At 60.9% G+C, this 26,292-nt stretch carries 27 protein-coding genes and 1 riboswitch (1 of these 28 running past the window's edge); of the genes, 14 read left to right on the top strand and 13 right to left on the bottom strand.

Annotation, left to right across the window (positions count from 1 at the left end; genetic code table 11):
* Window positions 1–160: the 3' portion of an RNA-binding protein gene (locus I6L47_RS14350; RefSeq protein WP_005339200.1), read on the top strand. It extends 332 nt beyond the left edge of the window; only the last 160 of its 492 coding nucleotides appear in the window; its start codon lies beyond the left edge, outside the window; its stop codon occupies window positions 158–160.
* A 7-nt stretch (window positions 161–167) separates the two neighbouring features.
* Here the strand turns inward: I6L47_RS14350 and murI are convergent, their stop codons facing one another.
* From murI to I6L47_RS14335, 3 genes are all read right to left on the bottom strand, one after another.
* Complete coding sequence (murI, locus tag I6L47_RS14345) at window positions 168–971, bottom strand: glutamate racemase (RefSeq protein ID WP_216947672.1); 804 nt, start codon at window positions 969–971, stop codon at window positions 168–170.
* 108 nt (window positions 972–1,079) lie between these two features.
* The gene (locus I6L47_RS14340) at window positions 1,080–2,945 is read right to left on the bottom strand and encodes a TonB-dependent receptor (RefSeq protein WP_216947671.1); all 1,866 of its coding nucleotides are present in this window, start codon (window positions 2,943–2,945) and stop codon (window positions 1,080–1,082) included.
* 51 nt (window positions 2,946–2,996) lie between these two features.
* Window positions 2,997–3,175: riboswitch (cobalamin riboswitch) on the bottom strand.
* 35 nt (window positions 3,176–3,210) lie between these two features.
* Window positions 3,211–4,113 (bottom strand): LysR family transcriptional regulator, encoded by a 903-nt coding sequence (locus tag I6L47_RS14335; RefSeq protein ID WP_216947670.1) that lies wholly within the window; start codon window positions 4,111–4,113, stop codon window positions 3,211–3,213.
* Between the two features lie 109 nt (window positions 4,114–4,222).
* Between I6L47_RS14335 and I6L47_RS14330 the strand changes: the two genes are divergently transcribed.
* The 4 genes from I6L47_RS14330 (at window position 4,223) to I6L47_RS14315 (ending at window position 7,150) form a co-directional block, all read left to right on the top strand.
* Window positions 4,223–5,149, top strand: coding sequence for a sodium-dependent bicarbonate transport family permease (locus tag I6L47_RS14330; protein WP_005339208.1), 927 nt, complete (start codon window positions 4,223–4,225; stop codon window positions 5,147–5,149).
* 4 nt (window positions 5,150–5,153) lie between these two features.
* Entirely contained in the window at window positions 5,154–5,456 is a 303-nt protein-coding gene (locus I6L47_RS14325; protein WP_005321666.1) for a hypothetical protein, read from the top strand.
* Window positions 5,457–5,519: 63 nt separating this feature from the next.
* Window positions 5,520–6,029, top strand: a complete 510-nt coding sequence (purE, locus tag I6L47_RS14320) for a 5-(carboxyamino)imidazole ribonucleotide mutase (RefSeq protein WP_201954405.1) — start codon at window positions 5,520–5,522, stop codon at window positions 6,027–6,029.
* Window positions 6,026–7,150 carry a 5-(carboxyamino)imidazole ribonucleotide synthase gene (locus I6L47_RS14315; protein WP_216947669.1) on the top strand — a complete coding sequence of 375 codons (1,125 nt, stop codon included), beginning with the start codon at window positions 6,026–6,028 and terminating at the stop codon, window positions 7,148–7,150. The genes purE and I6L47_RS14315 overlap by 4 nt, the downstream gene beginning before the upstream one ends.
* Before the next feature lie 73 nt (window positions 7,151–7,223).
* Here I6L47_RS14315 and I6L47_RS14310 read toward each other — a convergent pair whose 3' ends face one another.
* From I6L47_RS14310 to fabV, 6 genes are all read right to left on the bottom strand, one after another.
* Window positions 7,224–8,414, bottom strand: a complete 1,191-nt coding sequence (locus I6L47_RS14310) for an MFS transporter (protein WP_040069602.1) — start codon at window positions 8,412–8,414, stop codon at window positions 7,224–7,226.
* A 109-nt stretch (window positions 8,415–8,523) separates the two neighbouring features.
* Window positions 8,524–9,267 carry a LytTR family DNA-binding domain-containing protein gene (locus I6L47_RS14305; protein ID WP_019446256.1) on the bottom strand — a complete coding sequence of 248 codons (744 nt, stop codon included), beginning with the start codon at window positions 9,265–9,267 and terminating at the stop codon, window positions 8,524–8,526.
* 46 nt (window positions 9,268–9,313) lie between these two features.
* Window positions 9,314–10,987 (bottom strand): sensor histidine kinase, encoded by a 1,674-nt coding sequence (locus I6L47_RS14300; protein ID WP_005339222.1) that lies wholly within the window; start codon window positions 10,985–10,987, stop codon window positions 9,314–9,316.
* An 81-nt stretch (window positions 10,988–11,068) separates the two neighbouring features.
* On the bottom strand, window positions 11,069–12,253 hold the full coding sequence (locus I6L47_RS14295; RefSeq protein ID WP_216949362.1) for an NAD(P)/FAD-dependent oxidoreductase: 1,185 nt from the start codon (window positions 12,251–12,253) through the stop codon (window positions 11,069–11,071).
* A gap of 150 nt (window positions 12,254–12,403) precedes the next feature.
* Window positions 12,404–12,928, bottom strand: a complete 525-nt coding sequence (gene ftnA / locus I6L47_RS14290; protein ID WP_005339225.1) for a non-heme ferritin — start codon at window positions 12,926–12,928, stop codon at window positions 12,404–12,406.
* Between the two features lie 92 nt (window positions 12,929–13,020).
* Window positions 13,021–14,208 (bottom strand): enoyl-ACP reductase FabV, encoded by a 1,188-nt coding sequence (gene fabV, locus I6L47_RS14285; RefSeq protein ID WP_005357104.1) that lies wholly within the window; start codon window positions 14,206–14,208, stop codon window positions 13,021–13,023.
* Window positions 14,209–14,609: 401 nt separating this feature from the next.
* On the opposite strand from fabV, the gene I6L47_RS14280 reads away from it, so the two are divergent.
* Window positions 14,610–15,047 carry a universal stress protein gene (locus I6L47_RS14280; protein ID WP_005339229.1) on the top strand — a complete coding sequence of 146 codons (438 nt, stop codon included), beginning with the start codon at window positions 14,610–14,612 and terminating at the stop codon, window positions 15,045–15,047.
* Between the two features lie 192 nt (window positions 15,048–15,239).
* Window positions 15,240–16,253: a tryptophan--tRNA ligase gene (trpS, locus tag I6L47_RS14275; protein ID WP_042054381.1), complete on the top strand. Its 1,014-nt coding sequence runs from the start codon at window positions 15,240–15,242 to the stop codon at window positions 16,251–16,253.
* Here the strand turns inward: trpS and I6L47_RS14270 are convergent.
* Window positions 16,232–17,191: a LysR family transcriptional regulator gene (locus I6L47_RS14270; RefSeq protein WP_005339232.1), complete on the bottom strand. Its 960-nt coding sequence runs from the start codon at window positions 17,189–17,191 to the stop codon at window positions 16,232–16,234. The genes trpS and I6L47_RS14270 overlap by 22 nt on opposite strands.
* 91 nt (window positions 17,192–17,282) lie before the next feature.
* Between I6L47_RS14270 and I6L47_RS14265 the strand changes: the two genes are divergently transcribed.
* Both I6L47_RS14265 and I6L47_RS14260 read left to right on the top strand, forming a co-directional pair.
* The gene (locus I6L47_RS14265; protein WP_005357113.1) at window positions 17,283–18,182 is read left to right on the top strand and encodes a DMT family transporter; all 900 of its coding nucleotides are present in this window, start codon (window positions 17,283–17,285) and stop codon (window positions 18,180–18,182) included.
* Window positions 18,167–18,328, top strand: coding sequence for a hypothetical protein (locus tag I6L47_RS14260; protein ID WP_005339236.1), 162 nt, complete (start codon window positions 18,167–18,169; stop codon window positions 18,326–18,328). The genes I6L47_RS14265 and I6L47_RS14260 overlap by 16 nt, the downstream gene beginning before the upstream one ends.
* A 123-nt stretch (window positions 18,329–18,451) precedes the next feature.
* Here the strand turns inward: I6L47_RS14260 and I6L47_RS14255 are convergent, their stop codons facing one another.
* On the bottom strand, window positions 18,452–18,913 hold the full coding sequence (locus tag I6L47_RS14255; RefSeq protein WP_216947668.1) for a DUF6314 family protein: 462 nt from the start codon (window positions 18,911–18,913) through the stop codon (window positions 18,452–18,454).
* Between the two features lie 39 nt (window positions 18,914–18,952).
* Here I6L47_RS14255 and I6L47_RS14250 point away from each other — a divergent pair, with 39 nt between their 5' ends.
* On the top strand, window positions 18,953–19,807 hold the full coding sequence (locus I6L47_RS14250) for a carboxylate/amino acid/amine transporter (protein ID WP_216947667.1): 855 nt from the start codon (window positions 18,953–18,955) through the stop codon (window positions 19,805–19,807).
* A 6-nt stretch (window positions 19,808–19,813) separates the two neighbouring features.
* Here the strand turns inward: I6L47_RS14250 and I6L47_RS14245 are convergent, their stop codons facing one another.
* Both I6L47_RS14245 and I6L47_RS14240 read right to left on the bottom strand, forming a co-directional pair.
* Window positions 19,814–20,677 carry a sensor domain-containing diguanylate cyclase gene (locus I6L47_RS14245; RefSeq protein WP_047439840.1) on the bottom strand — a complete coding sequence of 288 codons (864 nt, stop codon included), beginning with the start codon at window positions 20,675–20,677 and terminating at the stop codon, window positions 19,814–19,816.
* A gap of 70 nt (window positions 20,678–20,747) precedes the next feature.
* Window positions 20,748–21,461 carry a 3-deoxy-D-manno-octulosonic acid kinase gene (locus I6L47_RS14240; RefSeq protein ID WP_216947666.1) on the bottom strand — a complete coding sequence of 238 codons (714 nt, stop codon included), beginning with the start codon at window positions 21,459–21,461 and terminating at the stop codon, window positions 20,748–20,750.
* Between the two features lie 222 nt (window positions 21,462–21,683).
* Here I6L47_RS14240 and I6L47_RS14235 point away from each other — a divergent pair, with 222 nt between their 5' ends.
* The 4 genes from I6L47_RS14235 to spoT all read left to right on the top strand — a co-directional run bounded on the left by I6L47_RS14235 (window position 21,684) and on the right by spoT (window position 26,270).
* Window positions 21,684–22,736: a glycosyltransferase family 9 protein gene (locus I6L47_RS14235; protein WP_216947665.1), complete on the top strand. Its 1,053-nt coding sequence runs from the start codon at window positions 21,684–21,686 to the stop codon at window positions 22,734–22,736.
* Window positions 22,737–23,039: 303 nt separating this feature from the next.
* The gene (gmk, locus tag I6L47_RS14230; RefSeq protein ID WP_216947664.1) at window positions 23,040–23,666 is read left to right on the top strand and encodes a guanylate kinase; all 627 of its coding nucleotides are present in this window, start codon (window positions 23,040–23,042) and stop codon (window positions 23,664–23,666) included.
* Between the two features lie 79 nt (window positions 23,667–23,745).
* The gene (rpoZ, locus tag I6L47_RS14225) at window positions 23,746–24,021 is read left to right on the top strand and encodes a DNA-directed RNA polymerase subunit omega (RefSeq protein WP_005307060.1); all 276 of its coding nucleotides are present in this window, start codon (window positions 23,746–23,748) and stop codon (window positions 24,019–24,021) included.
* Between the two features lie 131 nt (window positions 24,022–24,152).
* Complete coding sequence (gene spoT / locus I6L47_RS14220) at window positions 24,153–26,270, top strand: bifunctional GTP diphosphokinase/guanosine-3',5'-bis pyrophosphate 3'-pyrophosphohydrolase (protein WP_110304367.1); 2,118 nt, start codon at window positions 24,153–24,155, stop codon at window positions 26,268–26,270.
* The last annotated feature ends 22 nt before the right edge of the window (window positions 26,271–26,292 follow it).

Raw genomic sequence — 26,292 nt, 5'->3', positions numbered from 1 at the left:
GCGCAGAGGTTTCGGTTTCGTGGAGATGCCCGCCGCCGATGCCGCCAAGGCGATTGCCGCTTTGAATGACAAAGAGTATCAGCAGCGCACCCTCAAGGTGCGTGAAGCGAATGACAAACGTGATAAAGAGGAAAGAGAAGGTAGCGAAACTGACGCCTAACCGCTCGTCAGTACTTCACCTCTTCCAGTGATGACAGCCCCCATGCTTGCAAGGGGGCTGTCAGTTTTTGGGCCTCCCCATCCAGCCGGGTACAGTAAGCCCTGGCAATCACCTCTTCTATATGTACAGGCTGCACGGTGGCATGCCCGCCATTGCTCAGCAACCAGGCCACCCGTTTGGCAACGGCACTGCCCGAGTCAATAAGCTGGCATTGCGGCATCAGATGCCCAATCTCTTCATTGAGTAGCGGGAAGTGGGTACAACCGAGCACCAGCGTATCCGGCTGCTCTTCCCCCTCCAGCCAGTCAGCCAGCACTTCACGCAGCAACGCCATGTTGACCGGCAGGCCCGCCAGCTTGTGTTCGGCTTCTATAACCAGCTCGGTGGTGCCCTTGAGCAACACCCGCTTGCCGGGGGCAAACTGGGCGATCAGTTCGTGGGTATAGTCGCGGCTGACGGTGCCCGGTGTAGCCAGCAGACCGATACAACCGTTGCGAGTCTGCACGGCGGCGGGCTTGATGGCAGGCACCACCCCCACCACGGGAATATCCAGTGCCTCACGCAGAGCCGGCAGCGCTATGGTGCTGGCCGTGTTGCAGGCAATCACCACCAAATCGATCTGATGACGGGCCACCATGGTGGTCACCAAGCGGGAACAGGCTGCGATGAGAGCGGGCTCGCTCAATTCACCATAGGGGAAGTTGGCGTTGTCGAAGCAGTAGAAATAGTTGTGTGCCGGCAGAACGCGGCGGATCTCGCGGTAGATGGTCAGGCCACCCATACCGGAATCAAACACGAGAATATTGGCCACTTGAGCTCCCCTTTGGTGCAAGGCGGCGATCATACTCCCGCCTGCCGCCAATAGAAAAGGCCCTGCCAATGGCAGGGCCCCTGATTTTTCCGTGTGGCCGGGTCCGGCTTAGAGTGAGTAATCCATTGTTACGTAGTAAGCGCGCTCATCGGCAGGGTAACCCACCGCCGTCTGATAGTGCTTGTCCAGCAGGTTGTTGATCTTGCCCGATACCTTGAGTGCCGGCGTCACCTTGTAGCCAACGGCCAGATTCCAGAGGCTGTAACCACCCAGTTCGGTGGTATTGGCCACATTGCCATAGCGCTCCCCCTGATAGATCCAGCTCAACGAGCCGTCAAACTGCTGCCACTGCGCCTGCGTAATCCACTTGGCCCCTTTGCGGGAGATCAGCTGCAACTGTTTATCGGTCACCTTGTCTTTGGGATCCTTGTACTCGGCAGAGACTCTATGACTCAACCAGCCGGTATCAAACTCCCCTTCCAGCTCGACCCCTTCAATGCGAGCCTTACCAACGTTTTGTGGTGATGACCCACCATTACCATTAGGGGCCCACTGGATCATCTGCTCGAAATCATTACGATAACCGGTCATACGCCACTCGACACCCGCAGTTTGACCGTCAAGCATCAGCTCGCTGCTCTTCGACTCTTCCGGCTTCAGGTTGGGATTGCCAGAACCCGGATAGTAGAGATCGTTAAAGGTCGGGGCGCGGAAACCGGTACCGTAACGGGCACTCAGGCGGTAATCTTCCGCAAAGCGCCAGCCAGCGCCGGTCTGCCAGGTATTGTGGCGGCCATACTGTTCGTTGTCATCGCTACGGCCGCTCAGCTCACCCTGCCATATCTGGTTGTCAAACTGGGCCAGGGCATAGAGGCCGGTGTTGTCGCGCTCTTTGGCGTCGACCGGATACGTGGAGCCGGAGGAGCGGGAGCGATCATCCAGTCGATCACTCTGCCAATCGGCCCCGCCTCCCAGCGTCCAGCTCTCGCTCAATTTCAAGCTGTTGACCCAGTTCAGGCTGTACTGGCGGGTGTAGGTCCGGGTATTGGCCTGATCGCGGCCACTGTTGTCCTGATAGTCGTACGCATCCTGTTTGGAGAAGGCGCCACGCAACTCACTCAGATAGCGATCATCGTGATAGCGCGACCCCAGCTGATAGCTCTGGTTTTCAGTCCAGGTCTCGTTGCGCTGACGGGTGGCAGGCCCCCAGGCGGAAGCCGCAGAAGAGCGGTCGTACTGGGCGACATTGCGGAACCAGCGGGTTGTACCGAACAGATCCCAATTGCTACCGAGCGCCTGCTGGTAGTCCAGCATGGCGTTGTAGCCCTGATGCCCGTGACGGTCACCATCGTTGATGCCGGGCAAGGGGTGTACGTTGTAACCCTCTTCATCATCAAAACCGCCAGCCACCTTGAGCTGACCCGCCTCACCTACCTGGCTGGCACTACTGAAAGCGGCCTGACGCTGTTGATGGGAACCAACACCGATATTGAACTTGTGCTGATTTGTCCCCTTGTCGGGACGGGTAATGATGTTGATCACCCCGCCGATGGCATCAGAACCATAAATGGTGGCGCGTGGGCCACGAATGTATTCAATGCGCTCCACCTGATTGAGTGGCAGATTGTTCAGTTCGGTCATCCCGGCGGTCAGGGAGGCACTGCGCACCCCATCCACCAGCACCAGCGTCTGGGAAGAGGTGCCACCACGCACCCGCAGCGAGCTGAGCTGGCCTCGGCCACCATTGCTGACCACTTCCACACCGGGCAGGGTCTTGACCACATCGGTCACGGTCTGGGCTTGCAGGCGATCGATCTCGTCCCGGGTCACCACATTGACCGGGGCAAGCACGCTGGAGGCAGGTTGGGCGACGCGGGTAGCGGTCACCACCATGGTGGGATTGACGGGAATGGTCAGCTGCTGGGCAAACGCCGCCGTCGGCAACAGGGCAGCCGCCAGAAATTTCTTCGACATGAGAGATCCTTAAGTTCGCGTAAGTATCTACTTCGTGGCCGGTTTCTCTCGGCCCGAAATACGAACTCTGGCAGGTCTTCGGGCTCGGGGGCTGATAGCCTACGGCGACGGCTTCCCGCCTGACGGCAGTGCCCTGATGTCGCTTCGTTCCCCCTTACCGCTGCGCGCCAGCTCCGGATTCTCACCGGATTCCCTATTAAGCATGATGCGCCAAAGCGGGAGGATTATAGGCAGAGCCAAGCTGGATGTATAGCCATCCAGATTTCTATTTGTTGCCCGCCAGCGCCGCCAGCCGCTGTTGAGCCCCCTCCATCACCGCCTGCACCCCGGGATGAGAGAGATGGCGCCCTGCCGAGACCAGATAATAAGAGAGGGTAACATCGCTCAGAGTCGCAATCCGCTCCACTCCGTAGAGGCGACCAATCTCGTCAGCCATCGCCAGCGGCGCCGGGAAGATCCCCATCCCCGCCTTGCCGAACGACTTCATCAGGGTGGAGTCATCAAACTGCCCCACCAGATGGGGATGAATGCCCTGCTGGCGATACCACTCCAGCAGCCGATCGTGGGTGGCAGACTTCTCTCCGGGGATCAGCAACGGCAGCCCCTCCAGCGAGGCGGGAAAGCCGTCCCGCGCCCGCGCCGCCAGCTCGGGGCTGGCAAACAGCGCCAGCGGGCTGCGCCCCAGCGCGTGGTTATAGCCACGCACGCCGCTGTCGGGAGGGAGCGGGCGATCGATCAGCACCATATCCAGCTTGTGGCGGGCCAGTTCGCTGAATAGCTGCTCGGCCCGCTCTTCGTGGCACACCAGCCGCAATGGGGTCGCCAGCGCCATGGCGGGAGCCAGCAGCTCGAACGCCAGGGTGCGGGGTACCGAATCGGCGATCCCCACCTGCATAGTCAGCTCCTGGCTGGCGTGGCGCAGGGTGTGCTCCAGCTCGGCGCCGAGCGAGAAAATGGCCCCCGCCTGCTCCTGCGCCTGCCGACCCGCAGCGGTCAGCACCAGACGCCGCCCCACCCGGTTGAACAGCGCCACCCCGAGGGACTGCTCCAGCTCGGCCACCTGACCGCTGATGGTCTGCGGCGTGAGATGCAGCTGTTCGGCGGCCTGCGTCACACTGCCACTGCGCGCCACATGCCAGAAGTAGTAGAGCTGTTTGTAGTTGAGCATGCCGTTCCCTATCAGTTTTTACCGAACAACCATCAGCGAGAATCTGATTTTATCGAAACATTGCGGGCTCTAGCATGCAACCATTATCTGAACTGCCCTGCGAACCATCATGCTGGACGTTGTTGTACTCTTCTTTCTGTTTGGTCTGCTGGCCGGTCTGGTGCGCTCCGAGCTCAAACTGCCTCCTGCCCTCTACGACACCCTCTCTCTCTTTCTGCTGCTGGCCATCGGCCTCAAGGGCGGCGTCGGTCTGGCCCAGCAATCCCTGCAGCCTCTGCTGCCGCAACTGGCGCTGGTGATCCTGCTCGGCGTGGTGCAGACCCTGCTCGGCTTTGCTGTGCTGCGCCTCAAGATGAACCGGGTGGATGCAGCCGCCACCGCCGCCCACTATGGTTCGGTCAGCGTGGCCACCTTTGCGGTCGGGGTGAACTGGCTCACCGAGCGGGGCATCAGCTTTGAATCCCAGCTCTCCATCTTCCTGGCGGTGATGGAGATCCCCGCCATTCTGGTGGGCATAGTGCTGGCCCGCGGCATCAGTCGCGAGACCCGCTGGCGCATGCTGGCCCACGAGACCTTCCTCGGCAAAGGGGTGACCCTGCTGCTGGGCGGCATGGCCATCGGCTATCTGGCCGGGCCGGACGGAATTGCCCCGCTCAAACCGCTGTTTGTCGACCTGTTCAAGGGGGCGCTGGCGCTGTTCCTGCTGGAGATGGGCCTGATCGTCGCCCGCCAGTGTCAGGATCTGCGCCGCCACGGCCTGTTCCTGCTCGGCTTCGCCCTGCTGATGCCGCTCGCCTCGGCGGGACTGGGTTTGGCGGCTGGCCAGCTGATGGGGCTATCTCGCGGCGGCCTGACCCTGCTGGCTACCCTGGCGGCCAGCGCCTCCTATATTGCAGTGCCGGCCACCATGCGCATCGCCGTACCTCAGGCCAACCCGGGGCTGTCCCTCAGCGCCGTGCTGGGGGTCACCTTCCCGTTCAACATCATGCTGGGGATCCCGCTCTACCACAGCTGGGCCCGCCACTTCACGGAGTAGCCACATGCAGACCGAGACCCGCACCCTGCTGACCGTCATTACGGAAGCCAATCTGGAGCCGACCCTGCTGCGCACCCTCACCCGCGAGGGGCTGCGCGGCTACACCATCACAGATGCCCGCGGTCGTGGCGATCATGGTGAGCGCAACGCCAGCTGGAGCGAGAGCGGCAACATCCGGCTGGAGGCCATCTGCAGTCGGGAGCAGGCGGAGCGGCTGCTGGCCCACCTGCAGAGTCGCTACTACCCCGACTACGCCATGATCGCCTTTCTGCAACCGGTCGAAATCGTGCGACCCGAGAAATTCTGAGCCGGCTTGCCGGCTCTTTTTGTTTACCAAAAGCAAACGTTTAACAGTAAGGATTCAGAGAAAATGAACACCCCTCCCCTGATCGGCCTGGTAATGGGCTCCGACTCCGACTGGCCCGTGCTGCAGGCCGCCGCCCGTATCCTCAAGGAGCACGGCGTGCCCTACGAGGCTAAGGTGGTCTCAGCCCATCGCACCCCGGATCTGCTGTTCGAGTATGCCGCCACTGCCCGCGAGCGCGGCCTGCGCGCCATCATCGCCGGGGCCGGTGGAGCCGCCCACCTGCCGGGTATGGTCGCCGCCAAGACCACATTGCCGGTGCTGGGGGTGCCTATCCCCTCCCGTCATCTCAAGGGGATGGACTCGCTACTCTCCATCGTGCAGATGCCCAAAGGGGTGCCGGTCGCCACCTTCGCCATCGGCGAGGCGGGGGCCGCCAACGCTGCCCTGTTTGCTGTCTCTCTGCTCTCCGTTGCACAAGACGGCGACGCCCCCCGCTACCGGCAGCAGCTCGACGACTTCCGCACCCACGAGCGCAACCGGGTGCTTGCCCTCACGCTGGAGGAGCCGACATGATCCTGCCCCCCGCCACCCTCGGCATGCTCGGTGGCGGCCAGCTTGGCCGCTACTTCGTGATGGCCGCCCATCGGCTCGGCTATAAGGTGGTGGTGCTTGATCCCGACCCCGCCAGCATCGCCGGTGCCGCCGCCGATCACCATATTGTCGCCCCCTATGACGACCCGACCGCCCTGCACGAGCTGGCCAGCCGCTGCGAGGCCATCAGCTGCGAATTCGAAAATGTGCCCGCCACCACCCTCGCCCTGCTCGAAAAACAAAAGCCGGTACGCCCGGGCGCCAGCGCGGTGCGCATCTGTCAGGATCGCCGCGAGGAGAAAGCCTTTCTGCGCGGAGCCAACATCCGGGTCGCCCCCTATCTGGCGCTACTGCCGGAAGAGCCTATCCCCGCACAGGCCAGCGAACTCTTCCCTGCCATCCTCAAGACGGCCCGCGAGGGGTACGACGGCAAGGGGCAGTGGCAGGTGAGCGATCTGGATGAGCTGGCGACGGCGCTGGCAGCCAGTGGCGTGCCCTGCGTGCTGGAACAACGGCTGGCGCTGGAGGGGGAGTTTGCCCTGACCCTGGCCCGCAGTCCGAATGGTGCCATCAGCGCCCTGCCACTGGTGCAGAACTGGCACAGCGGCGGCATCCTCGATCAGACCCGCTCCCCTGCCAACGTGCCAACGCTGGAGAGCGAAGCCAAAGGAATCGCTGAGCGACTGATCGCGGCCCTCGACTACGTGGGGGTGCTGACGGTGGAGTTCTTTCTGGTGGAGGGGAGGCTATTGGTCAACGAGCTGGCGCCCCGCCCCCACAACTCGGGTCACCCCAGCCTCGACAACGCCGCATGCAGCCAGTTCGAGTTGCAGGTGCGCGCCCTGTGCGATCTGCCGCTGCCAGAGCAGATCGCCGTGCGCCCCGCCCTGTTAATCAATCTGCTGGGGGATCTCTGGCAAAACGGCACGCCCGACTGGGCTGCCCTGCTGGCGCTGCCCGGCCTGCATCTGCACCTCTACGGCAAGGGCGAACCCCGCCCCGGCCGCAAGATGGGCCACATCACGGTAACCGATGACGACTGGTCAACGGTGGAGGAGAGCTGCCGTCAGGCCCGCCAGCTGCTGGGGCTAGCGCCACGCTGATCGAGCATCGGAAATGCAAAGACCCGGGCATGGCCCGGGTCTCTGTTTTTGCTTGCTATGGCAGGGAGGCTTATCAGGCCCGCTCCACCGCTACCGGTGCCGGCAGGCGGATGGTGAGGGAGAGCACCAGCGCCACCACCAGCAACACCAGGATCAGGTGGAAGGTCGCCATAAAGCCGCCAAACAGAGAGGCCACGATGGAGCCGATGATGCTGCCCAGACCAAAGCCCAGATAGATGACACCGTAGTTCTTGGTCAGGTTGTTGAGACCGAAGAAGTCGCTCACCAGCGAGGGGTAGACGGTGATGGTGCCGCCGAAGCTGAACGCCACACAGGCGACCGCCACAAAGAACAGGTTGGCATTGAGCGGTACAAACAGCAGCAGCGCCATGCCCGCCAGGGTAATCAGCTGGGCGATGGTGATGACCCGGATGCGGGACATCTTGTCGGAGAGGATCCCCAGCACCAGACGGCCCCCCAGGTTGGCCATGGCGATGATGGCGACGGCATTGGCAGCCACCACTGCTGGCAGACCCACCATCTTCTCGCCGATATCCTTGGCCACGCCGATGACGTAGAGGCCGCTCATGCAGGCGGTGAGGAACATCAGCGCCAGCATCCAGTACTGCGGCTTGCGCATCGCCTCGGCCAGAGTGAAGTCACGGCTCTCACTCTGCTGTACGGAAGCAGCCTGCTTGGGCGCATCCTTCATCAGCATGCCACCCACCAGCACCATGGACATCGCAATCAAGCCCCACAGCTGGAATGTGGTCTCAAGGCCGGAGCTGGAGAGCAGCAGCAGGTTGATATATTTGAAACCGAGACTGCCGAGACCATAGGCACCGATGGAGCAGGCGGAGATCAGCCCCTTGCGCTCCGGGAACCACTTCACGCAGTTGGAGAGGGTCATCAGGTAGCCGGTACCGTCGGCAAAACCGACCAGAATACCCGCGCAGAGGTAGAGCATCGCCAGATTGCTAGCATGAGCGGTGAGGAAGAAACCGATGCCGAGCAGCACGCCAGCCCCCAGGGTCACGTTGCGCACCCCGAACCGCTCCTGCAGTTTGCCCGCCATGGAGGAGGCGACCGCCAGCGACAGGCTGAGCAGGCCGAAGGCGAAAGCAACCTGACTCACCGGCTCGTCCAGCTTGTCGGAGAGCTGGGCGTTGAACAGGCTCCAGGTATAGACAGAACCCAGTGCAAACTGGGTGATGATGGTACCGATTAGTGTCAGGTACCGGGTGCGGTTCATCTCTTTGGTCATGATGCGTCTCGGTCGATGGCCTTAAGGAAATTGAGGCCACTATAGGCAAGACGCAGCTCGCGCCGATCGATTAAGGCATGAAATGCAGATCGGCGGGAATGAATGACAATCAGAGCCGCATCAGCTGACGGAACGCCTTGATGTTGCTGCGACTGACCGGCACCTCGAACGGCAGATCATGGAGCCGGATGAGATAGGTGCTGTTGAACCAGGGGACTATTTCGCGGATCTTGTTGATGTTGACGCAGTAGGAGCGGTGGCAACGGAAAAAGCCCTCGGCCGGCAGCCGGCTGACAAACTCGCTGATGGTCATGGTCATCACGTAGCGATCATCGCGGGTGTAGACATAGGTGAGCTTCTCGTCGGCTTCCGCGTAGTAGATCTGCTCGCAGGGGGTGACGATGATGCGCTCCCCCTTCACCAGATTGACGGTGCGATTGTGCGGGCTGCTCCCCTCGCCGCTCGCCTCCCCCGTGGAGGCTGGCTGCGACTTGCCCGCATGCTCGAGCTTTTGCAGCAGATTGATGATGCGGGGCTCGTTGTAGGGCTTGAGGATGTAGTCGAACGCCTCCAGCTCGAACGCTTCCACCGCAAACTCCTTGTAGGCGGTAACGAAGACGATGTGGGGCGGATGGCTCGACTTGTGCAGGTTCTTGGCCAGCAGCAGGCCATCGATGGAGGGGATCTGGATATCCAGAAACACCACATCCACCTCGTGATCCTGCAGGTATTTGAACGCCTCCAGCCCATCCTCGAAGCTCGCCACTATCTCGATCTGGCTGTGCTGATTCACCAGATAGATCAGCTCTTCGCGAGCCAGATACTCGTCTTCCACTATGATCGCTTTCAGCATGACAACGCCTCTCCAGTCAGCGACTCGTCTTCAACAGTGATGGCTCTCAACATGGCATCGACTCCTGATCCGGCAGATAGAAACTCACTTCGGTACCCGGCTCCAGCCGCTTGAGGTGCAGGCCGTCGCCATAGAGCAGCTTGACCCGCTGATGCACGTTCATCAGGCCGATGCTGCGGCTCTCCACCCGCCCGGCAGCCACCCCGTCGATCACCGCCTGACTGATGCCGTAACCGGTATCGCGCACCGATACCCGGATGCCGCCCGCCAGCTGTTTCACCTCGATGGTGACCCGGCCCGGCGCGCTGCGGGGCTGGATGCCGTGCAGGATGGCGTTTTCCACCAGCGGCTGCAACAGCAGGCTCGGCACCTGAATGTGCACGTCGTCCACCTCGAATACCACCTCCAGCTTGTCGCCGAAGCGGGCCTGCTCGATGGCCACGTAGTCGCGCACCTGCTGCAGCTCCTCCTGAATGTCGATAAGCTCATCCCCCTTGTTGAGGTTGTAGCGCAGGTAATCCGCCAGATTGGCGATCAGCTGGCGTGCCTGCTGGGGCCGGATGCGGATCAAGGATGAGATGGCGTTGAGGGCATTGAACAGGAAGTGCGGGTTGATCTTGCTCTGCAGCGCGGTGAACTCCGCCTTGCGGGTCATCTCTTTGAGCTGCTCGATGCGCGACACCTCCATCTGGGTGGAGATAAGCTGGGAGAGGCCCACCGCCATCTCCCGCAGCGAGCTGGTGATGCTGTGGGTGCGGCGGTAGTAGATCTTGAGGGTGCCGCTCACCGAGCCGTTCTCCCGCAGCGGAATAATGATGACCGAGTGGAAATCGGAGAGGTGATACTGGCGCAGATCGTTGTTGATGATGATCTGGTCGAGCAGCACCGCCTGCTGGGTCATGCCGCTGATGGCGTGGTGCTCATCCAGCTCGTAATAGTCCTTGCCCACACCGACATAAGCCAGCACGTCATGGGTATCTGTGATGGCCACCGCATCGGCGCTGATGTCGCGCCGGATCACATCGCACACCTGACTGAGGGAGTGGCGATCGATGTTCTGGAAGAAGGGCAGCGTCTTGTTGGCGATATCGAGCGCCAGCTTGGCCTGCTTGGCGGCAATCAGCTCCTTCTCGTCATCCAGATCCTGCACCAGCTTGATGATAAGGCCGATGCAGAGCGCCCCGGCGATCATCGGATAGGCGATATGGTTGACGATCTCCACCCCGACTTCGTGGGGCTCGGTCAGCAGCCAGATCAGCAACATAGTGAGCCCTTCGCAGAGCATCCCCGCCAGAATGCCGTAGAGCCAGAGCCGCGACTTTCGACAGCGCAGGTGCAACCAGGTGGCGAGCAGCCCGGCGATGATGCTGGCGATAAGGCAAGGGATGGAAGTGTGACCATCCATATCGATGAGGTAGCGGTGCAGGCCGGAGATGACCCCGGCCGGAATGCCGACCCAGGGGCCAAACAGAATGCCGCCGGAGATGATGGCAATGATCCGCACGTTGATCAGCGCCCCCTCTACCGGAATGCCGGTGTAGGTACTGAACACCGCAAACAGGCCGAAGATGGAGGCCACCAGCACCAGCTCCGCCGGGGTGTGATCCCGCTTCTGGAACAGCCGCTGGAACGGCCGGGTGCGGGTCAGGAAGAAGAGGGTCATCAGCATCAGCGCCGCCCGTTCGAACACCGCCAACAACATCATCTGATTCTCAAGCATCTGCGCCCCCTTGCGGCAACCCGACCGATCACCCTAATCCTGACCAATAAATCGGGGCCGGATAAACCAGCCCCTGTGACATCAACAGTACTGACCGGCCACCCAGCCGGAGGACCAGGCCCACTGGAAGTTGTAGCCACCGAGCCAGCCGGTCACATCCACCACCTCGCCGATGAAGTAGAGGCCGGGCACCTTGCGTGCCTCCATGGTCTTGGAGGAGAGCTCGTTGGTATCGACGCCACCCAGGGTCACTTCTGCGGTGCGATACCCCTCGGTGCCGTTGGGCAGGATCTGCCAGTCACCCAGCAAATTGGCCACCGCTTCCAGCTCCCGCTCGTTGTACTGGCGCATCGGCTTGCTGACCAGCTGGCCCAGCTCCACCAGCTTGTCGACGAAGCGCTTGGGCAGCTCGCGCCCCAGCACGGTTTTCAGCTCCTGCGCCGGGTGAGCCTGCGCCCATTCACGCAGGGCGGCCGGAATATCCAGCTCCGGCAGCAGGTTGATGTGGATCTTCTCACCCGCATGCCAGTAGGAGGAGATCTGCAGGATGACGGGGCCGGAGAGGCCGCGATGGGTGAACAGCATCGCCTCCTTGAAGCGGGTGCCATCCTCGGCGGTCACCGCGACCGGCAGGCTGATGCCCGCCAGATCGGCGAACGCCTCTTTCTCTGCCTGATGGAGGGTAAAGGGCACCAGACCGGCGCGGGTCGGCAGCACCTTGAGGCCGAACTGCTCCGCCAGCTTGAAGCCGTAAGGGGTAGCACCCAGCTTGGGCATGGAGAGACCGCCAGTCGCCATCACCAGCGAGTGACAGCCGATCTCACCTTTGCTGGTCGTCAACACAAAGCCTTCGTCCTGCTTGCTGACGGTGAGGATCTCGGTCTGGAACTGCAGGGTCACCCCGGCCCAGTCACACTCGGTAAGCAGCACATCGACGATATCCTTGGCACTCTCGAGACAGAACAGCTGCCCCAGGGTGCGCTCGTGATAGTTGACCCCGTGGCGGTCCACCAGATCGATAAAGTCCTGCTGGGTGTAGCGAGCCAGCGCCGACTTGCTGAAGTGGGGATTCTCCGACAGGTAGGCGTGAGCGCCCGCCTGATGGTTGGTGAAGTTGCAGCGGCCACCGCCACTGATGAGGATCTTGCGGCCCGGCTTCTTGGCGTTATCGAGCACCAGCACGGAGCGACCACGGTAGCCCGCCTGCGCCGCACACATCAATCCGGCCGCACCGGCCCCGATCACCACCACATCGACCTGCTTCATCATCACTCACTTATCAAAATAGAAACGGCACCTGGCCAGAACCGAGATTGCCTCTGACGGAACACAACCATAGTGGCTGCCCACCAGAATAAATAACGGCCCTTAAAAGGGCCGTTATTGTACTGGCTGAACACTAAGTGTCCACGACTATCAGGCGTTGCTGTCCATGATGCTGGCAGGGGCGCCCTTGGCCAGCTCGGCCAGCTCCTTGTCGATGAAGTAGAGGCCTTTGCCATCTTCACCCACCAGACCCAGACGGTCGACGATGCTCTTGAACAGCTTCTCCTCTTCATGCTGCTCGGCCACATACCACTGCAGGAAATTGAAGGTGGAATAGTCCTGGGTGGTGAAGGCTACGTGGGCCAGACCATTGATGCACTTGGTGATGTGATACTCGTGCTCCAGGGTGGTACGGAACACGTCACCCAGCGACTTGAACTCGTGGGGAGGGGCATCGATGGCACCCAGCTTGGGCATGGCGCCGGTCTCGCTCACGTAGGTGAACAGACGCTCCATATGCTGGCGCTCCTCGACCGCGTGCTGGCGCAGGAAGGTCGCCGCCCCTTCAAAGCCCTTGTCTTCGCACCAGGCGCTCATCTGCAGATAGAGATTGGAGGAGTAGAACTCCAGGTTAATCTGCTCGTTCAACTTCTCGATCATGGCTTGGGCCAGCATCTTGTTTCTCCTCAGTGATTTGGTATCGATTGTCGCCACACTCCCGCCGCGAATCAACCCGCCAACGAGAGGGAGATCCCGTTTCTTTCAGCTCAGGGGGTCAGCTCGCCAAGGGAGGCGACATCCACCGGCGCAGCATAATCGACGCCCGGCAGCTCGAAGCCGTTGAGCTGCATGAAATCCTGGCGCAGCCCGGCAAAATCCCCCAGCCCGTGGAAATTGTCCGGTGTCACCTTGGGCCAGAGCGCCGAAACGGCGGCCTGAATGGCCGGGTCGAGCTCGTGGTCATCCATCCGGATCAGCCGGTTACCATCGGCCACCACCCCATTGGGCCCGTACATCTTGGCGGCGAACAGTCGCTGCATCTGCTCGATGCAGCCTTCGTGCACACCGCGCTCCTTCATCACCTCCATCAACAAGCCGAGATAAACCGGCAACACCGGAATATAGGCGCTCGCCTTGGTCACCAGCGCCTTGCAGACCGACACCCAGGCATGGCCACCAATCTCGGCCAGTTGCAGGTTGATGGTCTCGGCGGTGGCATGCAGATGCTCCTTGGCATAACCGATGGTGCCATCCCGATAGAGGGGATAGGTGGATTCGGGGCCGATATAGGAGTAGGCCACGGTTTGCGCGCCGGGAGCGAGACAACCGGCCTGCTGCAATGCCTGCATCCAGAGCTGCCAATCCTCGCCCCCCATCACGGTGACGGTATCGCGGATCTCCTCCGGGGTGGCTGGCGCCAGTGACTGCTGCACCAGAGTATCGCGCTCCAGATCCAGCCCCCAGCCGCTGAATGGCTGGCCGGTGGTCTTGAGCACAGAGCGCACCTGCGTGCCATCGGGCAGCACCCGGATGCCGCTCGCCAGCGAGTAGATCACCAGATCCACCTGCCCCAGCTGCTGGCGGATGGTGTCGATGGCCTGCTGGCGCATGCCATCAGAGAAGGCATCACCGATCAGGTTGATGGCGATACGCCCCTCCTGCTCCGCCTCCTTGCGAAACCAGATGTTGTTGTACCAACCGGCGCTGCCCAATCCTTTGTCGGAAGGGCCCCGCTCAAACGAGATGCCGATGGTGTCGGCACCGGCACCAAAGGCGAGCGCAATGCGCGACGCCAGTCCAAACCCGGAGGAAGCCCCCAGCACCAGCACCCGCTTGGGGCCGTTGAACGGGCCAGCGGCCTTGATACGTTCGATCTGCTGCTGCACGGCGGCGCGACAGCCGATGGGGTGACAGTTGCGGGCAACACAACCTTGAATCTGGGGATGAATGATCATGGGAAGGCCTCCAAAGAAACTGGCTACAGCATAACCAAATCGAAAGAGATTAACTTGATGCCGGATCGCTATCAGTCAGAAAAGCCGCGGGAATTGAGGCAGAAAAACAAAAGGGAGCACGTGGCTCCCCAAAGCGGTATTCAGATGCTTTTTGTTGTTTTGTGTTCATTGCGAAGCACGGGCCCATCCTATGCCTCTCCCCCCTGATCGGCAAGCCGAGGGGTGTGACCGGCGTCAAACTCTTGTTTAATTTATAGGCAAATAGTGGTTAATAACTGAGTGGCTGACCCTGTGTCACACGTCATTAAACTCATTTAAATCCCAAAACTGTGCCTGAGGCACCATTTTAGTTTCAGCAGAGATTGGTATAGTGGGCTGAAGGATCGGTAAGGAGAACCCCCATGAGTGGAACAACCTATTACAAGCATATTCTGGCCGCGATCGACCTCTCTGAAGACAACCGCAAGGTGATCGACAAGGCGGTGGACAGAGCCCGCTCCAACGGCGCCAAGCTGTCGGTTATCCATGTCGATGTGGACCTCAAGGATCTCTACACCGAGATGATCGATATCGACATCGACAACGTGCAGGATCAGGTGATCGCCGAAGCGAAAGAGAAGCTGGAGGCCTTCCTCGCTTCGGTGGACTACCCCATCGAGAAGAAGCTGGTGATCTGCGGCGATCTGAGCGAGCGGGTCAATCAGGCGGTCAAGGAGTACGAGATCGACCTACTGGTGTGCGGCCATCGCCAGAGTTTCTGGAGTCTGCTCACCTCCAGCGCCCGTCAGCTGATGAATACGGTGCCCTGCGATCTGCTGGTCGTCCCCTTGCAGAAGTAATGAAACCGGCGTAGTTTGATTTGCTATGAACATGACCGCATTCAATCACAACTACTGGTGGTGCTGCTCCTAAACAGGCGGCACAGCGTTTCTATTCAAGATTTCCCAAAGAAAACACCGTGACCGCCGAGAGGCGGTCAACTGTTTTTATCCCTTTGTCGCCTCCCGGCTCACCCAACTGGAGAGAGTGACATGCACAACCCTGTAATCCTGACTGGCGATCGTCCCACTGGCAAACTGCACATCGGCCACTATGTCGGTTCCCTGCGCCAGCGCGTCGAAGCCCAGCACCACTACCGCCAGTTCGTGATGATCGCCGACTTGCAGGCGCTGACCGACAACGGCCACAACCCGGCCAAGGTGACCGACAACGTACTGGAGGTGATGGCCGACTATCTGGCGGTCGGCCTCGACCCGGCCAAGACCACCTTCTGCCTGCAGAGCGCCCTGCCCGCCCTCGCCGAGCTCACCTGCTACTACCTCAATCTGGTCAGCGTCGCCCGGCTGGAGCGCAATCCCACCGTCAAGGCGGAGATCCAGCAGAAAGGGTTCGAACGCACGCTGCCGGCCGGATTTCTGGTTTATCCGGTCAGTCAGGCCGCCGACATCACCGCCTTTCGCGCCAGCCACGTGCCGGTCGGGGAAGATCAGCTGCCGATGCTGGAGCAGACCAACGAGATCGTCCGCCGCTTCAACTCTCTAGTAGGCAAAGAGGTGCTGACCGAATGCCAGCCGATCCTGAGCGACACTGGCCGCCTGCCCGGCATCGACGGCAAGGCCAAGATGTCCAAGTCTCTCGGCAACACCATAGAGCTCGGCATGTCGGCGGAAGAGGTCAAACAGGCGGTGTTCGCCATGTATACCGACCCCAACCACCTCAAAGTGAGCGATCCGGGTCAGGTGGAGGGAAATACGGTGTTCGCCTATCTGGATGCTTTCCACCCCGACAAGGCGCTGGTCGCCGAAATGAAGGCGCACTACCGGCGCGGCGGGTTGGGCGATATGCGTTGCAAACAGGTGCTCAATGACTGCCTGCAAACCCTGCTCGCCCCGATGCGGGAGCGCCGTGCCGCGGCCATTGCCGACAAGAAGATGCTGCTGGAGCTGCTCTATCAGGGCACCGAGCAGGCTCGCATCATCACCGATGAGGTATTGGCGGAGGTGAAAAGCGCCATGGGGCTCGACTACTTCGCCAGCATCCGCTGAGCGGGAGTACCGAGCGCATCGTCGCCGTAGAGGTCGAACACCAGCTGGTGCAGCAGGCTCTTGAACCAGCCGATCGCCTCGTCATGGGCGGTGAGCGGGTGCCCCGCCATCAGGTAGACGATGGGGATGGCAGGGTCGAGCTGGTGCATCCGCAGCGGGTAGTAGCGGCAGAAGTGGCGCCCGATCATCTCGGGCACCACCACCAGATAGCGACCGGTCGCCATCAGCGGCGGCACCGCCATAAAGCTCGGCAACCGTACGCCCAACTCCCGCTCCACCCCGAAGCGGGCCAGCCAGAGCTCCACCATCGCCTGACTGTGACCCCAGCTGGAGGTGTGGATGTGGGGACGGCTCACCAGCTCGACCGGAGTCAGCACATCGGGCAATTCGCTGCCAAGGGGCGACAGGCAGACCAGCGGGTTGTTGAACCACTCCTCCCGCCACAAGCGCGGTGAGAGGTGATTCGCACCGGCGAAACCGATCACCAGATCCAGCTCCCCCTTCTCCAGCTCCCGCTCGTAGTTGCTGTCGGCAAGCTCGCACACCTCAAGCCGACAGTGAGGGGCCTGCCGATGGAGCCGCTCCACCAGCACCGGCACCAGCCCGTGCTCTACCGAGCCCGGGGTGGCGATACGGAAAATCCGCCGCGCAGTGGCGGGATCAAACCCTTTGGCCTGCCGCAATCCCTGCTCCAGCATCGCCAGCGCCTGCCGTACCGGCCCTGCCAGCGCCTTGGCCCGCTCGGTCGGCATCATCTCGCGCCGACTCATCACGAACAGCGGGTCATCCAGCGCCACCCGCAGCCGCCCCAAGGCGTGACTGACGGTGGATTGGGAGAGATGCAGCCGTTCGGCGGCACGGGTGACGTTGCGCTCCTGCATCAGCATGTCGAATACGGCGAGCAGGTTGAGGTCGAGACGGGCGAGCGAGCTATCCATCGATATTAGCCATAGTTAAATGCCAACAATTCATTTTTACCATAGTAACAGATTGCCTAGAATGCGCTGGCTTAATACATCGGAGATTCAAATGCGTAGCTATCTGTTATTGCTGGCCATTGGCCTGCTGTGGGGTTCCCAGTTCATTTTCATGCACCAAGCCGTTGCCGAGTTGCCCCCCATTCTGGTGGCTGCCGGTCGTGCCCTGTGCGGCAGCCTGACCCTGGGTCTGCTCTGCCTGTTCATGCGACTCAAGAGTGAGCACACCCCGTGGCGCACCTATATGCTGATCGCCCTGCTGGATGCCACCATCCCCTTCATCATGGTCGCCTGGGGCCAACAGTATGTGGATAGCGCCATCGCCGCCGTGGTCATGGGTTGTATCCCGTTTGTGACCATTCTGGCTGCACCGCTGTTTATTTCTGGTGAAAGAATCACCAAAACCGGCCTGCTTTCCGTGATCATCGGCTTTGCCGGTGTGCTCACCCTGTTCTGGCCGAAACTCTCCCAGGGCATGAACGCCGGTCTGCTCGGTGCCATGGCCATCCTGCTGGGAGCCAGCTGCTTCGCCATCGGCCTGCTGATGATCAAGCGCTTCGCCAAGGACCATCCGGTCGTGGTCGCCCGCAATATCCTGATCTCCTCGGCAATCCAGTTGCTGCTGGTCGCCCCATTCATGGTTGATCTCGGCAGCCTGACCCTGCCGAGCACCCAGGCCCTGAGCGCGATCACCGTGCTGGGTACCCTCTGTACCGGTCTGGTCTACTTCCTCTACATGGCGCTGATCCAGAAGGCCGGCCCGACGTTCGCCTCCTTCAGCAACTATCTGGTACCGCTGTTCGGCGTGATGCTGGGTGCCCTGTTCCTCGGCGAGCAGATCCATCCCACCACAGGTGTTGCTCTGGCCCTGATCCTCGGCTCGGTCGCCATGAACCAGTGGGCGCAGCAGCGTCGCATGCAGCGCGAGGTCTCCCTATGTCAGGCATCCTGACCACACTGTGCGGTGGTCTGGTACTGATTGCCGGCTGGCAGTATCGCCAGCGGCTGGCCGGGATCCTGGGCCTGCTGATGGTACTGCTGCCCTGGTTCTTCGATAGCAAGCTGCAAGCCATGCTGAGCTATGCCCTGAATGCCTGAAGTCCATCTCTGAATGTGTGACGAGAGTCTATCTCTCCTGTTTTTGGGACTGTTTTAAAAACCTCCGATTTGTCCCCCGCTACCGGCGCTCTGCGCCGGTTTTTTTATACCTGCCAGCCGGCGTCAGATCAGATAGCGATAGCTGAGTCGCTCGTTCTTGCGCGGCCCGGTGATCTGCCAGCTCAGCAAGAAACCGCCGTCGATCTCGGTCAACTCGGCGCTGTAGTGATCCGCCCCGCACAGATGGGGTTCGGCGGTCAGCCAGCGGCCATCCCCCTGCGGCAGCAGCTCGAACAGTTCGACCGGCGCCTCATAACGCAAATGGGAGAGACGGATCCCCCGCTCGCTACGCTGCCACCAGAAGCTGTTATGCATGGCGAGTTCCCTGCCATGAGGCGTGGTGTAGCGACCCTGCTCGTTAAAGAGTAAGCCACCCTGATGATCGGTCACCTGCACACGCCCCTCGCCCCGACCATTCCAGTCGGTCGCCGACCCCTCGCTATTGCTGGCGGTAAAGGAAAATGCTCCGACCTGTGGCAATCGCGCCCATAAACGCTGGATTGCCGCTTCCATCTCGGCCATCATAGCCCCCTTAAAATTGACAACTGACGATAAATCAAACACATGAACTACTTGATAGGGGTCACCCTGCTCTGGTCATTCTCCTTCAGCCTGATCGGGGTCTACCTCGCTGGCCAGGTGGATGCCTACTTCTCGGTGCTGACCCGCATCGCCCTCGCCAGTCTGGTGTTTCTCCCCTTCCTGCGCCGCCGCTGGCTACGCCCCGATCTGGCGGCCAAGCTGATGGCCCTCGGCGCCATCCAGCTCGGCATCATGTATCTCTTCTACTACCACTCCTTCCTGCTGCTGACGGTGCCGGAAGTGCTGGTCTTTACCATCTTCACCCCCATCTACGTCACCCTGCTCCACGACCTGCTGGAAGGGCGCTTCAAGCCCACCTATCTGTGGGGCGCCCTGCTGGCGGTGATCGGGGCTGCCGTCATCCGTTTCGACGGGCTGACCGAAAGCTATGTGCTGGGATTTATGGTGGTACAGGGGGCCAACCTCTGTTTCGCCCTGGGTCAGGTGGGCTACAAGGTACTGCTGGCACGGGAGGCGGAGCAACCGCCGCAACTGGCGGTGTTCGGCTGCTTCTATCTGGGGGCGCTGGTGATCGCACTGCCCGCCTGGTGGCTACTGGGCAAGCCGCAATATCCGACGTCAGGGTTGCAGTGGGGTATTCTGCTCTGGCTGGGGGTGGGTGCCTCCGGCCTCGGCTACTTCCTCTGGAACAAGGGGGCGACGCTGGTCACCAGCGGAGTGCTGGCCATCATGAACAATGCGCTCATTCCGGCCGGCTTGCTGGTCAATCTGCTGCTCTGGGGCAAGGATACCGACCTGACCCGACTGACCATCGGCGGCCTGCTGATGCTGGCCTCGCTCTGGGTCTGCCAGCGTGACAAGCGCAGCCTACCCTGACCGCACTCAGCCGACGACGGTGTTGTGCTCCCGTCTGGCCTGACTGTGACAGCTGGCCAGCCGGGCCAGCAGATGATCGAGCTGCTCGCCAGCCTGACTCTGCACCAGCCCGATGCTGACGGTGACCGGCCGCTGTGACAACAGGCTGGCATCGGCAATCTCGAGGCGCAGCCGCTCGGCGATCTCCAGCGCACTCATCCGCTCGGTCTGGGAGAGCATCAGGATAAAACCGTCCTCATCCCAGCGGGCGAAGGGATCTTCCCGCCGCAGCTCGTGGCGCACGATACGCGCCAGCTTGGCCAGCATGGCGTCGCAAGCCGCTTCGCCAAACAACTGCTGGATTTTGGCCATGTGATCGACCGAAAACTGCAGCAGACTGAAAGTGCCACTCTCGGTCGCAAGCCGCTCTTCAAGCAGTTGCTCGAAACGGCCACGGCTCTCCAGACCGGTCAGCGGATCGGTGCCATGTCGCTCCTCCACCAGCACGGCAGCGGGATCGAGGTGACGGACGACCCCCAGCAGATAACCCCGCTCATCACGACGTATCCGCTCTTCCAGCCGGATGTAGTGACCGTGATGATGCAGAATGCGGTATTCGAGGCGCAGACCGCTGCTGCGGCCGCTCTGGCAGGCGAGCAGGGCATCTTCCAGCCGGGCAACATCGTCGGGATGCACCCGATCCAGCCAGCCGAGATCATCCGGCCAGCACTCTCCCAATCCCAACAGGCGCAGGCAGGAGGGATCACGCTGCAGTCCATGTTGGGCTGACCAGCTCCAGATCCCCGCCTCCAGCAGCGCCATGGCATCAGACAGCAGACCCGGATCAAGCCGGGCAGTCACATCGACCAAAGGTGTCTTGAGCATTTCCATGGGGCGCCTCGAAACAGGATCTGAATACCTGCTCAATAAGTAACATTGGCGTTCACGCCGAGCAACAGGGTCAGATCGCTTTTCCCTGATACCCGTTCATCAAGGTCTGCCAGTTCTCCGGTACGAAGTGGAAACTGGTATGCAGTTGAGACTCTTTATTGAATGAACGGAGCAAGCGTTCCAGATTGGCCTTCTGCCATTCGCCGGGGGAGCGGATCGCCCCCTTGTCAAAATCGATCACCCACACCTTGCCCTCTTTATCGAGCAGCAGGTTGTGGCTGTTGAGATCGGCGTGATAGACCCCGGCATCGTGCAGCTGACGCACCGTCTGACCTATCTTGTGCCATACCTCGGTCGCCACCGGCCCCTGCTTGAGCAGTGCCACCATATCCTTGGCACCGCGAATTCGCTCAATCAGGATATCGGCACGATAGAATGGGCCCTGTTTGACCATGCGGGCACCAAACGGACACGGCACCGGCAACCCCAGCTCACACAGCTTGGCCAGCAGGGTGTATTCGGCCATGGCACGGCTCGACTCGACCCCTTCGAACCAGAAGCGATCCCGCACCACCTTGCCCACCATGCCGCCACGATAGTAGTGGCGCAGCACCAGATGGCGGGACTCATCCTTGACGAACCAGGTCACCCCCCGCCCGATGGAGGTTCCCACCACCTGACGGTTGTTCTGCCACCAGGCAGGATCGAATAACTGGGGAGAGGGGTCGCGAAAGGCCCCTTCGGCATACCAGCAGATCTGGTTGTGTTCGGTCTGTACTCGCATCGTGGAGATCCCGCTCGGTGGGTCATGGATCGCAATTTTTCAATTGGCGATGAGGCTGCCGCTCTGGCATGCCCGCAATAGTGGCCTTTAATCAACGACGTGCAAAGACAGGTCATGGCGCTGGGCCCGGCCTATCCCGGCTGACGATTGCGCGCAATTTTACAATCCAGAGGGGAGTTTGCATAATGCCATCCACCCTTTTTGCCAGCCGTGCGCCACAACATGCCGCTATTTCAAACGCCCCCCTCCTCCATCTGCATCCTGCGGCTCTCCGCCATCGGGGATTGCTGCCACGCACTGGCGCTGGTGCGCGTCATCCAGCGGGAGTGGCCACAGACCCGTATCACCTGGATCACCGGCAAAATCGAGGCAACCCTGTTTGCCGATCTGCCCGGGGTCGAGGTAATCCCCTTCGACAAGAGCAAGGGATGGCGCGGCTATCGCGATCTCTGGCAGACCCTCAAGGGGCGCAAATTCGATGCCCTGCTCCACCTGCAGGCAGCGATGCGAGCCAGCATCGCCACCCTCGGCATCAGCGCCAAGGTCAAACTCGGGTTTGATCGGGAACGAGCCAACGACGGCCAGTGGCTGTTCACCAACCACAAGGTGCCTTCGCCTGCCTCCCCCCATGTGCTGGACGGTTTCCTCTCTTTCGCCAAAGAGCTTGGCATCAAGGATCTGACCCCGGACTGGCAACTGCCCATCAGCGCCGATCATCAGGCGTGGGCAAAGGAGAAGATTGGCGGCAAACCGACCCTGCTGATCTGCGCCGCCGCCAGCAAGGCCTTCAAGAACTGGACGGCCGCAGGCTATGCCGCGCTGGCGGATCACGCCGCCAACAAGGGCTTTCAGGTTTATCTCTGTGGCGGGCCGGCCAAGCTGGAGCGGGATCTGGCCGCCGAGATCCGGCAACTCAGCCAGAGCAAGCCGGTCGATCTGGTGGGGCAGACCAACCTCAAGCAGCTGTTGGCGCTGATTGGCGAGGCGAGTCTGGTACTGGCCCCCGATACCGGCCCCACCCATATGGCCACCATAGTGGGCACGCCGGTGATCGGTCTCTATGCCCACCACAATCCGGCCCGCACCGGCCCATATCTGTGCCGCGACTACGTGGTCAGCGTCTATCAGGAGCTGGTCGAGCAGGAGACCGGCAAGCCGCTGGCCGAATTGAGCTGGCGCACCCGCCTCAAGGATCCGGAGGCCATGCGAAAAATCACCAGCGAGCAGGTGATCGCCGCCTTCGACCGCCTCTGTGCAGATCGTCAGCTGCCGTAGTGACAGGGCACCTCGGGAATTCCGAGCCATCAGGCAGGGATAACCTGATAGCCTCTGCCCTCAGCCAAAGGCACAATGCAGGCTGATGTGGGTTACGCTCCCGCAGCAAGCTACGAATACTTTGATCGGCTGGAATATGATTCCGGCCGTTTTTTTATTCGCCGCATTCTGGTAAAATTCGCCGCCTTTACATCCTCCTGACTCAAGAATTTTCCGCGTTTTGCGTTTGGCTGTCTCCCTTTCGGGCACAAGACGGCGGTCTCTGCTACAACCAAAACAGCGGTTTCGATTAAAGGTAATAATATGGCGCAACAAGGCACTCTCTATATCATCTCCTCTCCGAGCGGCGCGGGTAAATCCAGTCTGCTCAATGCCTTGCTGACCCAACATAACGCTGCGGGCAAGATGCAGCTGTCGGTTTCCCACACCACTCGCGCCACCCGCCCAGGCGAAGAGCACGGCGTACACTACCACTTCGTTCAGGTGGAAGAGTTCAAGGCACTGATCGAACGCGGTGATTTTCTGGAGTGGGCCGAAGTGTTCGGCAACTACTACGGCACCTCACGCGCCGCCATCGAAGCCTGTCTGGCCAAGGGGATCGACGTATTCCTCGACATCGACTGGCAAGGTGCCCGCCAGATCCGCGAGCAGATGCCGACCAAATCCATTTTCATCCTGCCCCCCAGCCGCGAAGAGCTGGAACGCCGCCTGATTGGGCGCGGTCAGGACAGCGCCGAAGTGATTACCAGCCGGATGGCGAAAGCCATTGCCGAAATGGTGCACTACGACGAGTATGACTATGTCATTATCAATGAAGACTTCGAGCAGGCGCTGTTCCAGCTCAGGTCCATTATTGAGTGCCAACGGCTGGAGATGCGTCACCAGCAACAGGCTCAAAAAAACTTGCTGCAACAGCTACTGGCAGAGTAAGCCAAAAACAAGTAAACTTTTGCGTCATTTTTAAACACTGCTTTTCTAAATACAGAAAGCCCAAACACTGGAGTCCTGCATGGCACGCGTTACTGTAGAAGATGCTGTAAAACAGGTAGGTAACCGTTTTGACCTGGTGCTGGTCGCCGCGCGCCGCGCTCGTCAAATCGCGGTACAAGGCAAAGATCCCCTGGTCGACGAAGAGAACGACAAGCCGACTGTGATCGCCCTGCGTGAGATCGAGCTGGGTCTGGTGAACAATCAAGTGATGGACACCCAGGACCGCTACGAACAGCAAGAGCAGGAAGCCGCCGAGCTGGCTGCCGTTGCTGCCATCGCCGAAGGCCGCGGTTAAGTTATTCCTCCGGTTGGCACCCGCCCGGGTGCCGACTGTTCATCCCCATTTACAACCGCTCGAAAACCTCGCAAACTCAGGGCTATACCCTCAATTCCACGAATTGCCGTTTTACCGCTGCGGGGACTGTCTTGTATTTATTTGAAAACCTTAAAGAAATAGCCAGTTCCTACCTGCCACCCGAGCAGGTTGAGAAGCTCAAGCAAGCCTATGTGGTGGCCCGTGATGCCCACCAGGGCCAGATGCGTTCCAGTGGCGAACCCTATATCACCCACCCCGTTGCCGTTGCCCGAATCCTGGGTGACATGCGCCTCGATCATGAAACCCTGATGGCCGCCGTACTGCACGACGTCATCGAAGACACCTCTGTCACCAAGGCCGATCTGGCCGAACAATTCGGCAATGCGGTTGCAGAACTCGTGGCCGGGGTCTCCAAGCTCGACAAGCTGAAATTTCGTGATCGCAAAGAGGCGCAGGCCGAGAACTTCCGCAAGATGGTGATGGCGATGACCCAGGATATCCGGGTCATTCTGATCAAGCTGGCCGACCGCACCCACAACATGCGCACCCTGGGCTCCCTGCGCCCTGACAAACGCCGCCGCATCGCCCGGGAAACCCTCGAAATCTTCGCCCCCATCGCCAACCGCCTCGGTATTCACACCATGAAGAACGAGCTGGAAGAGCTGGGCTTCGAGGCGCTCTATCCGATGCGATCCCGCGTGTTGCGCGAATCGGTGCGCCGCGCCCGTGGCAATCGCCGCGAGATCATCGACTCCATCCAGAGCGAAATTAGCGGTCGCCTGAAAGAGGCAGGGATCGAGCATCAGGTCAGTGGCCGCGAGAAGAACCTCTTCTCCATCTACAACAAGATGGAGAAAAAAGAGCTGCAATTTCATGAGGTAATGGATATCTACGCCTTTCGGGTCAAGGTGAAGGACATAGATACCTGTTACCGGGTGCTGGGGCAGATGCACAGCCTCTACAAGCCGCGACCGGGCCGCTTCAAAGATTACATCGCCATCCCCAAGACCAACGGCTACCAGTCGCTGCACACCTCGCTGGTGGGGCCGCACGGGGTGCCGGTGGAGGTGCAAATTCGCACCGAGTTCATGGATCAGATGGCCGACAAAGGGGTTGCCGCCCACTGGGCCTACAAGCAGGATGGCGACAGCTCGGGCACCACTGCCCAGATCCGCGCCCAGCGCTGGATGCAGAGCCTGCTGGAATTGCAGCAGAGCGCTGGCAGCTCCTTTGAATTTATCGAGGGGGTCAAAACCGACCTCTTCCCCGACGAAATCTACGTCTTTACCCCGGAAGGACGCATCATGGAGTTGCCCGCTGGCGCCACGCCGGTGGACTTCGCCTACACGGTGCACACCGACATTGGCCACGCCTGCGTCGGTTCGCGGGTCGACCGCCACCCCTACCCGCTCAGCAGCCCACTGCACTCGGGCCAGACGGTGGAGATCATCACGGCACCGGGGGCTCGCCCCAACGCGGCCTGGCTCAACTTCGTGGTGACCACCAAGGCACGCTCCAAGATCCGCCAGTTCCTCAAGAACCTGCGCACCGAAGAGTCGGTGGTGTTGGGTCGCCGCCTGCTCAACCATGCGCTGGGCGCCAAGAATATCGAAGACATTCCCGAGCCGCGCATCAAACAGGTGCTGGCCGACACCAAGCACGAGAACCTGCAGGGGCTGCTGGCCGATGTGGGTCTTGGCAACGCCATGAGCGTGATGGTGGCGCGTCGCATGCTGGGGGATGAACTGCCGCCGGAAGAACAGCCCAAAACCAGCAGCAAGAAGATGCCGATCAAGGGTGCCGACGGCATGCTGGTCACCTTCGCCAACTGCTGCCGCCCGATCCCGGGAGATGCCATCATCGCCCATATCAGCCCAGGCAAGGGTCTGGTGATCCACCAGGAAGCCTGTCGCAACATCAAGGGCTACAGCAAAGAGCCGGACAAGTACTTGCCGGTGCAGTGGGAAGTGGACAAGGAGCAGGAACAGGAGTTCCGCACCGGCATCAGCATCGAGATCATCAATCATCAGGGTGCGCTGGCCGAGCTGGCCAACGTGATTGCCGCCACCGGCGCCAATATTCACGCCATCAGTACCGAGGAGAAGGATGGCCGGGTCTATCAGGTGAGCCTGCTCATCACCACCAAGAGCCGTATCCATCTGGCCAACATCATGCGCAAGATCCGCGTCATGCCCAACGTGCTCAAAGTGAGCCGGCAAAAGAACTGATCACACAGGCGGCGCAAGCCGC

Origin of the sequence: Aeromonas sp. FDAARGOS 1417 (assembly GCF_019046985.1) — a bacterium.
Classification (GTDB): domain Bacteria; phylum Pseudomonadota; class Gammaproteobacteria; order Enterobacterales; family Aeromonadaceae; genus Aeromonas; species Aeromonas veronii.
Note: the sequence above shows the minus strand (reverse complement) of the source record. Positions and strands in the feature narration are given on the sequence as shown.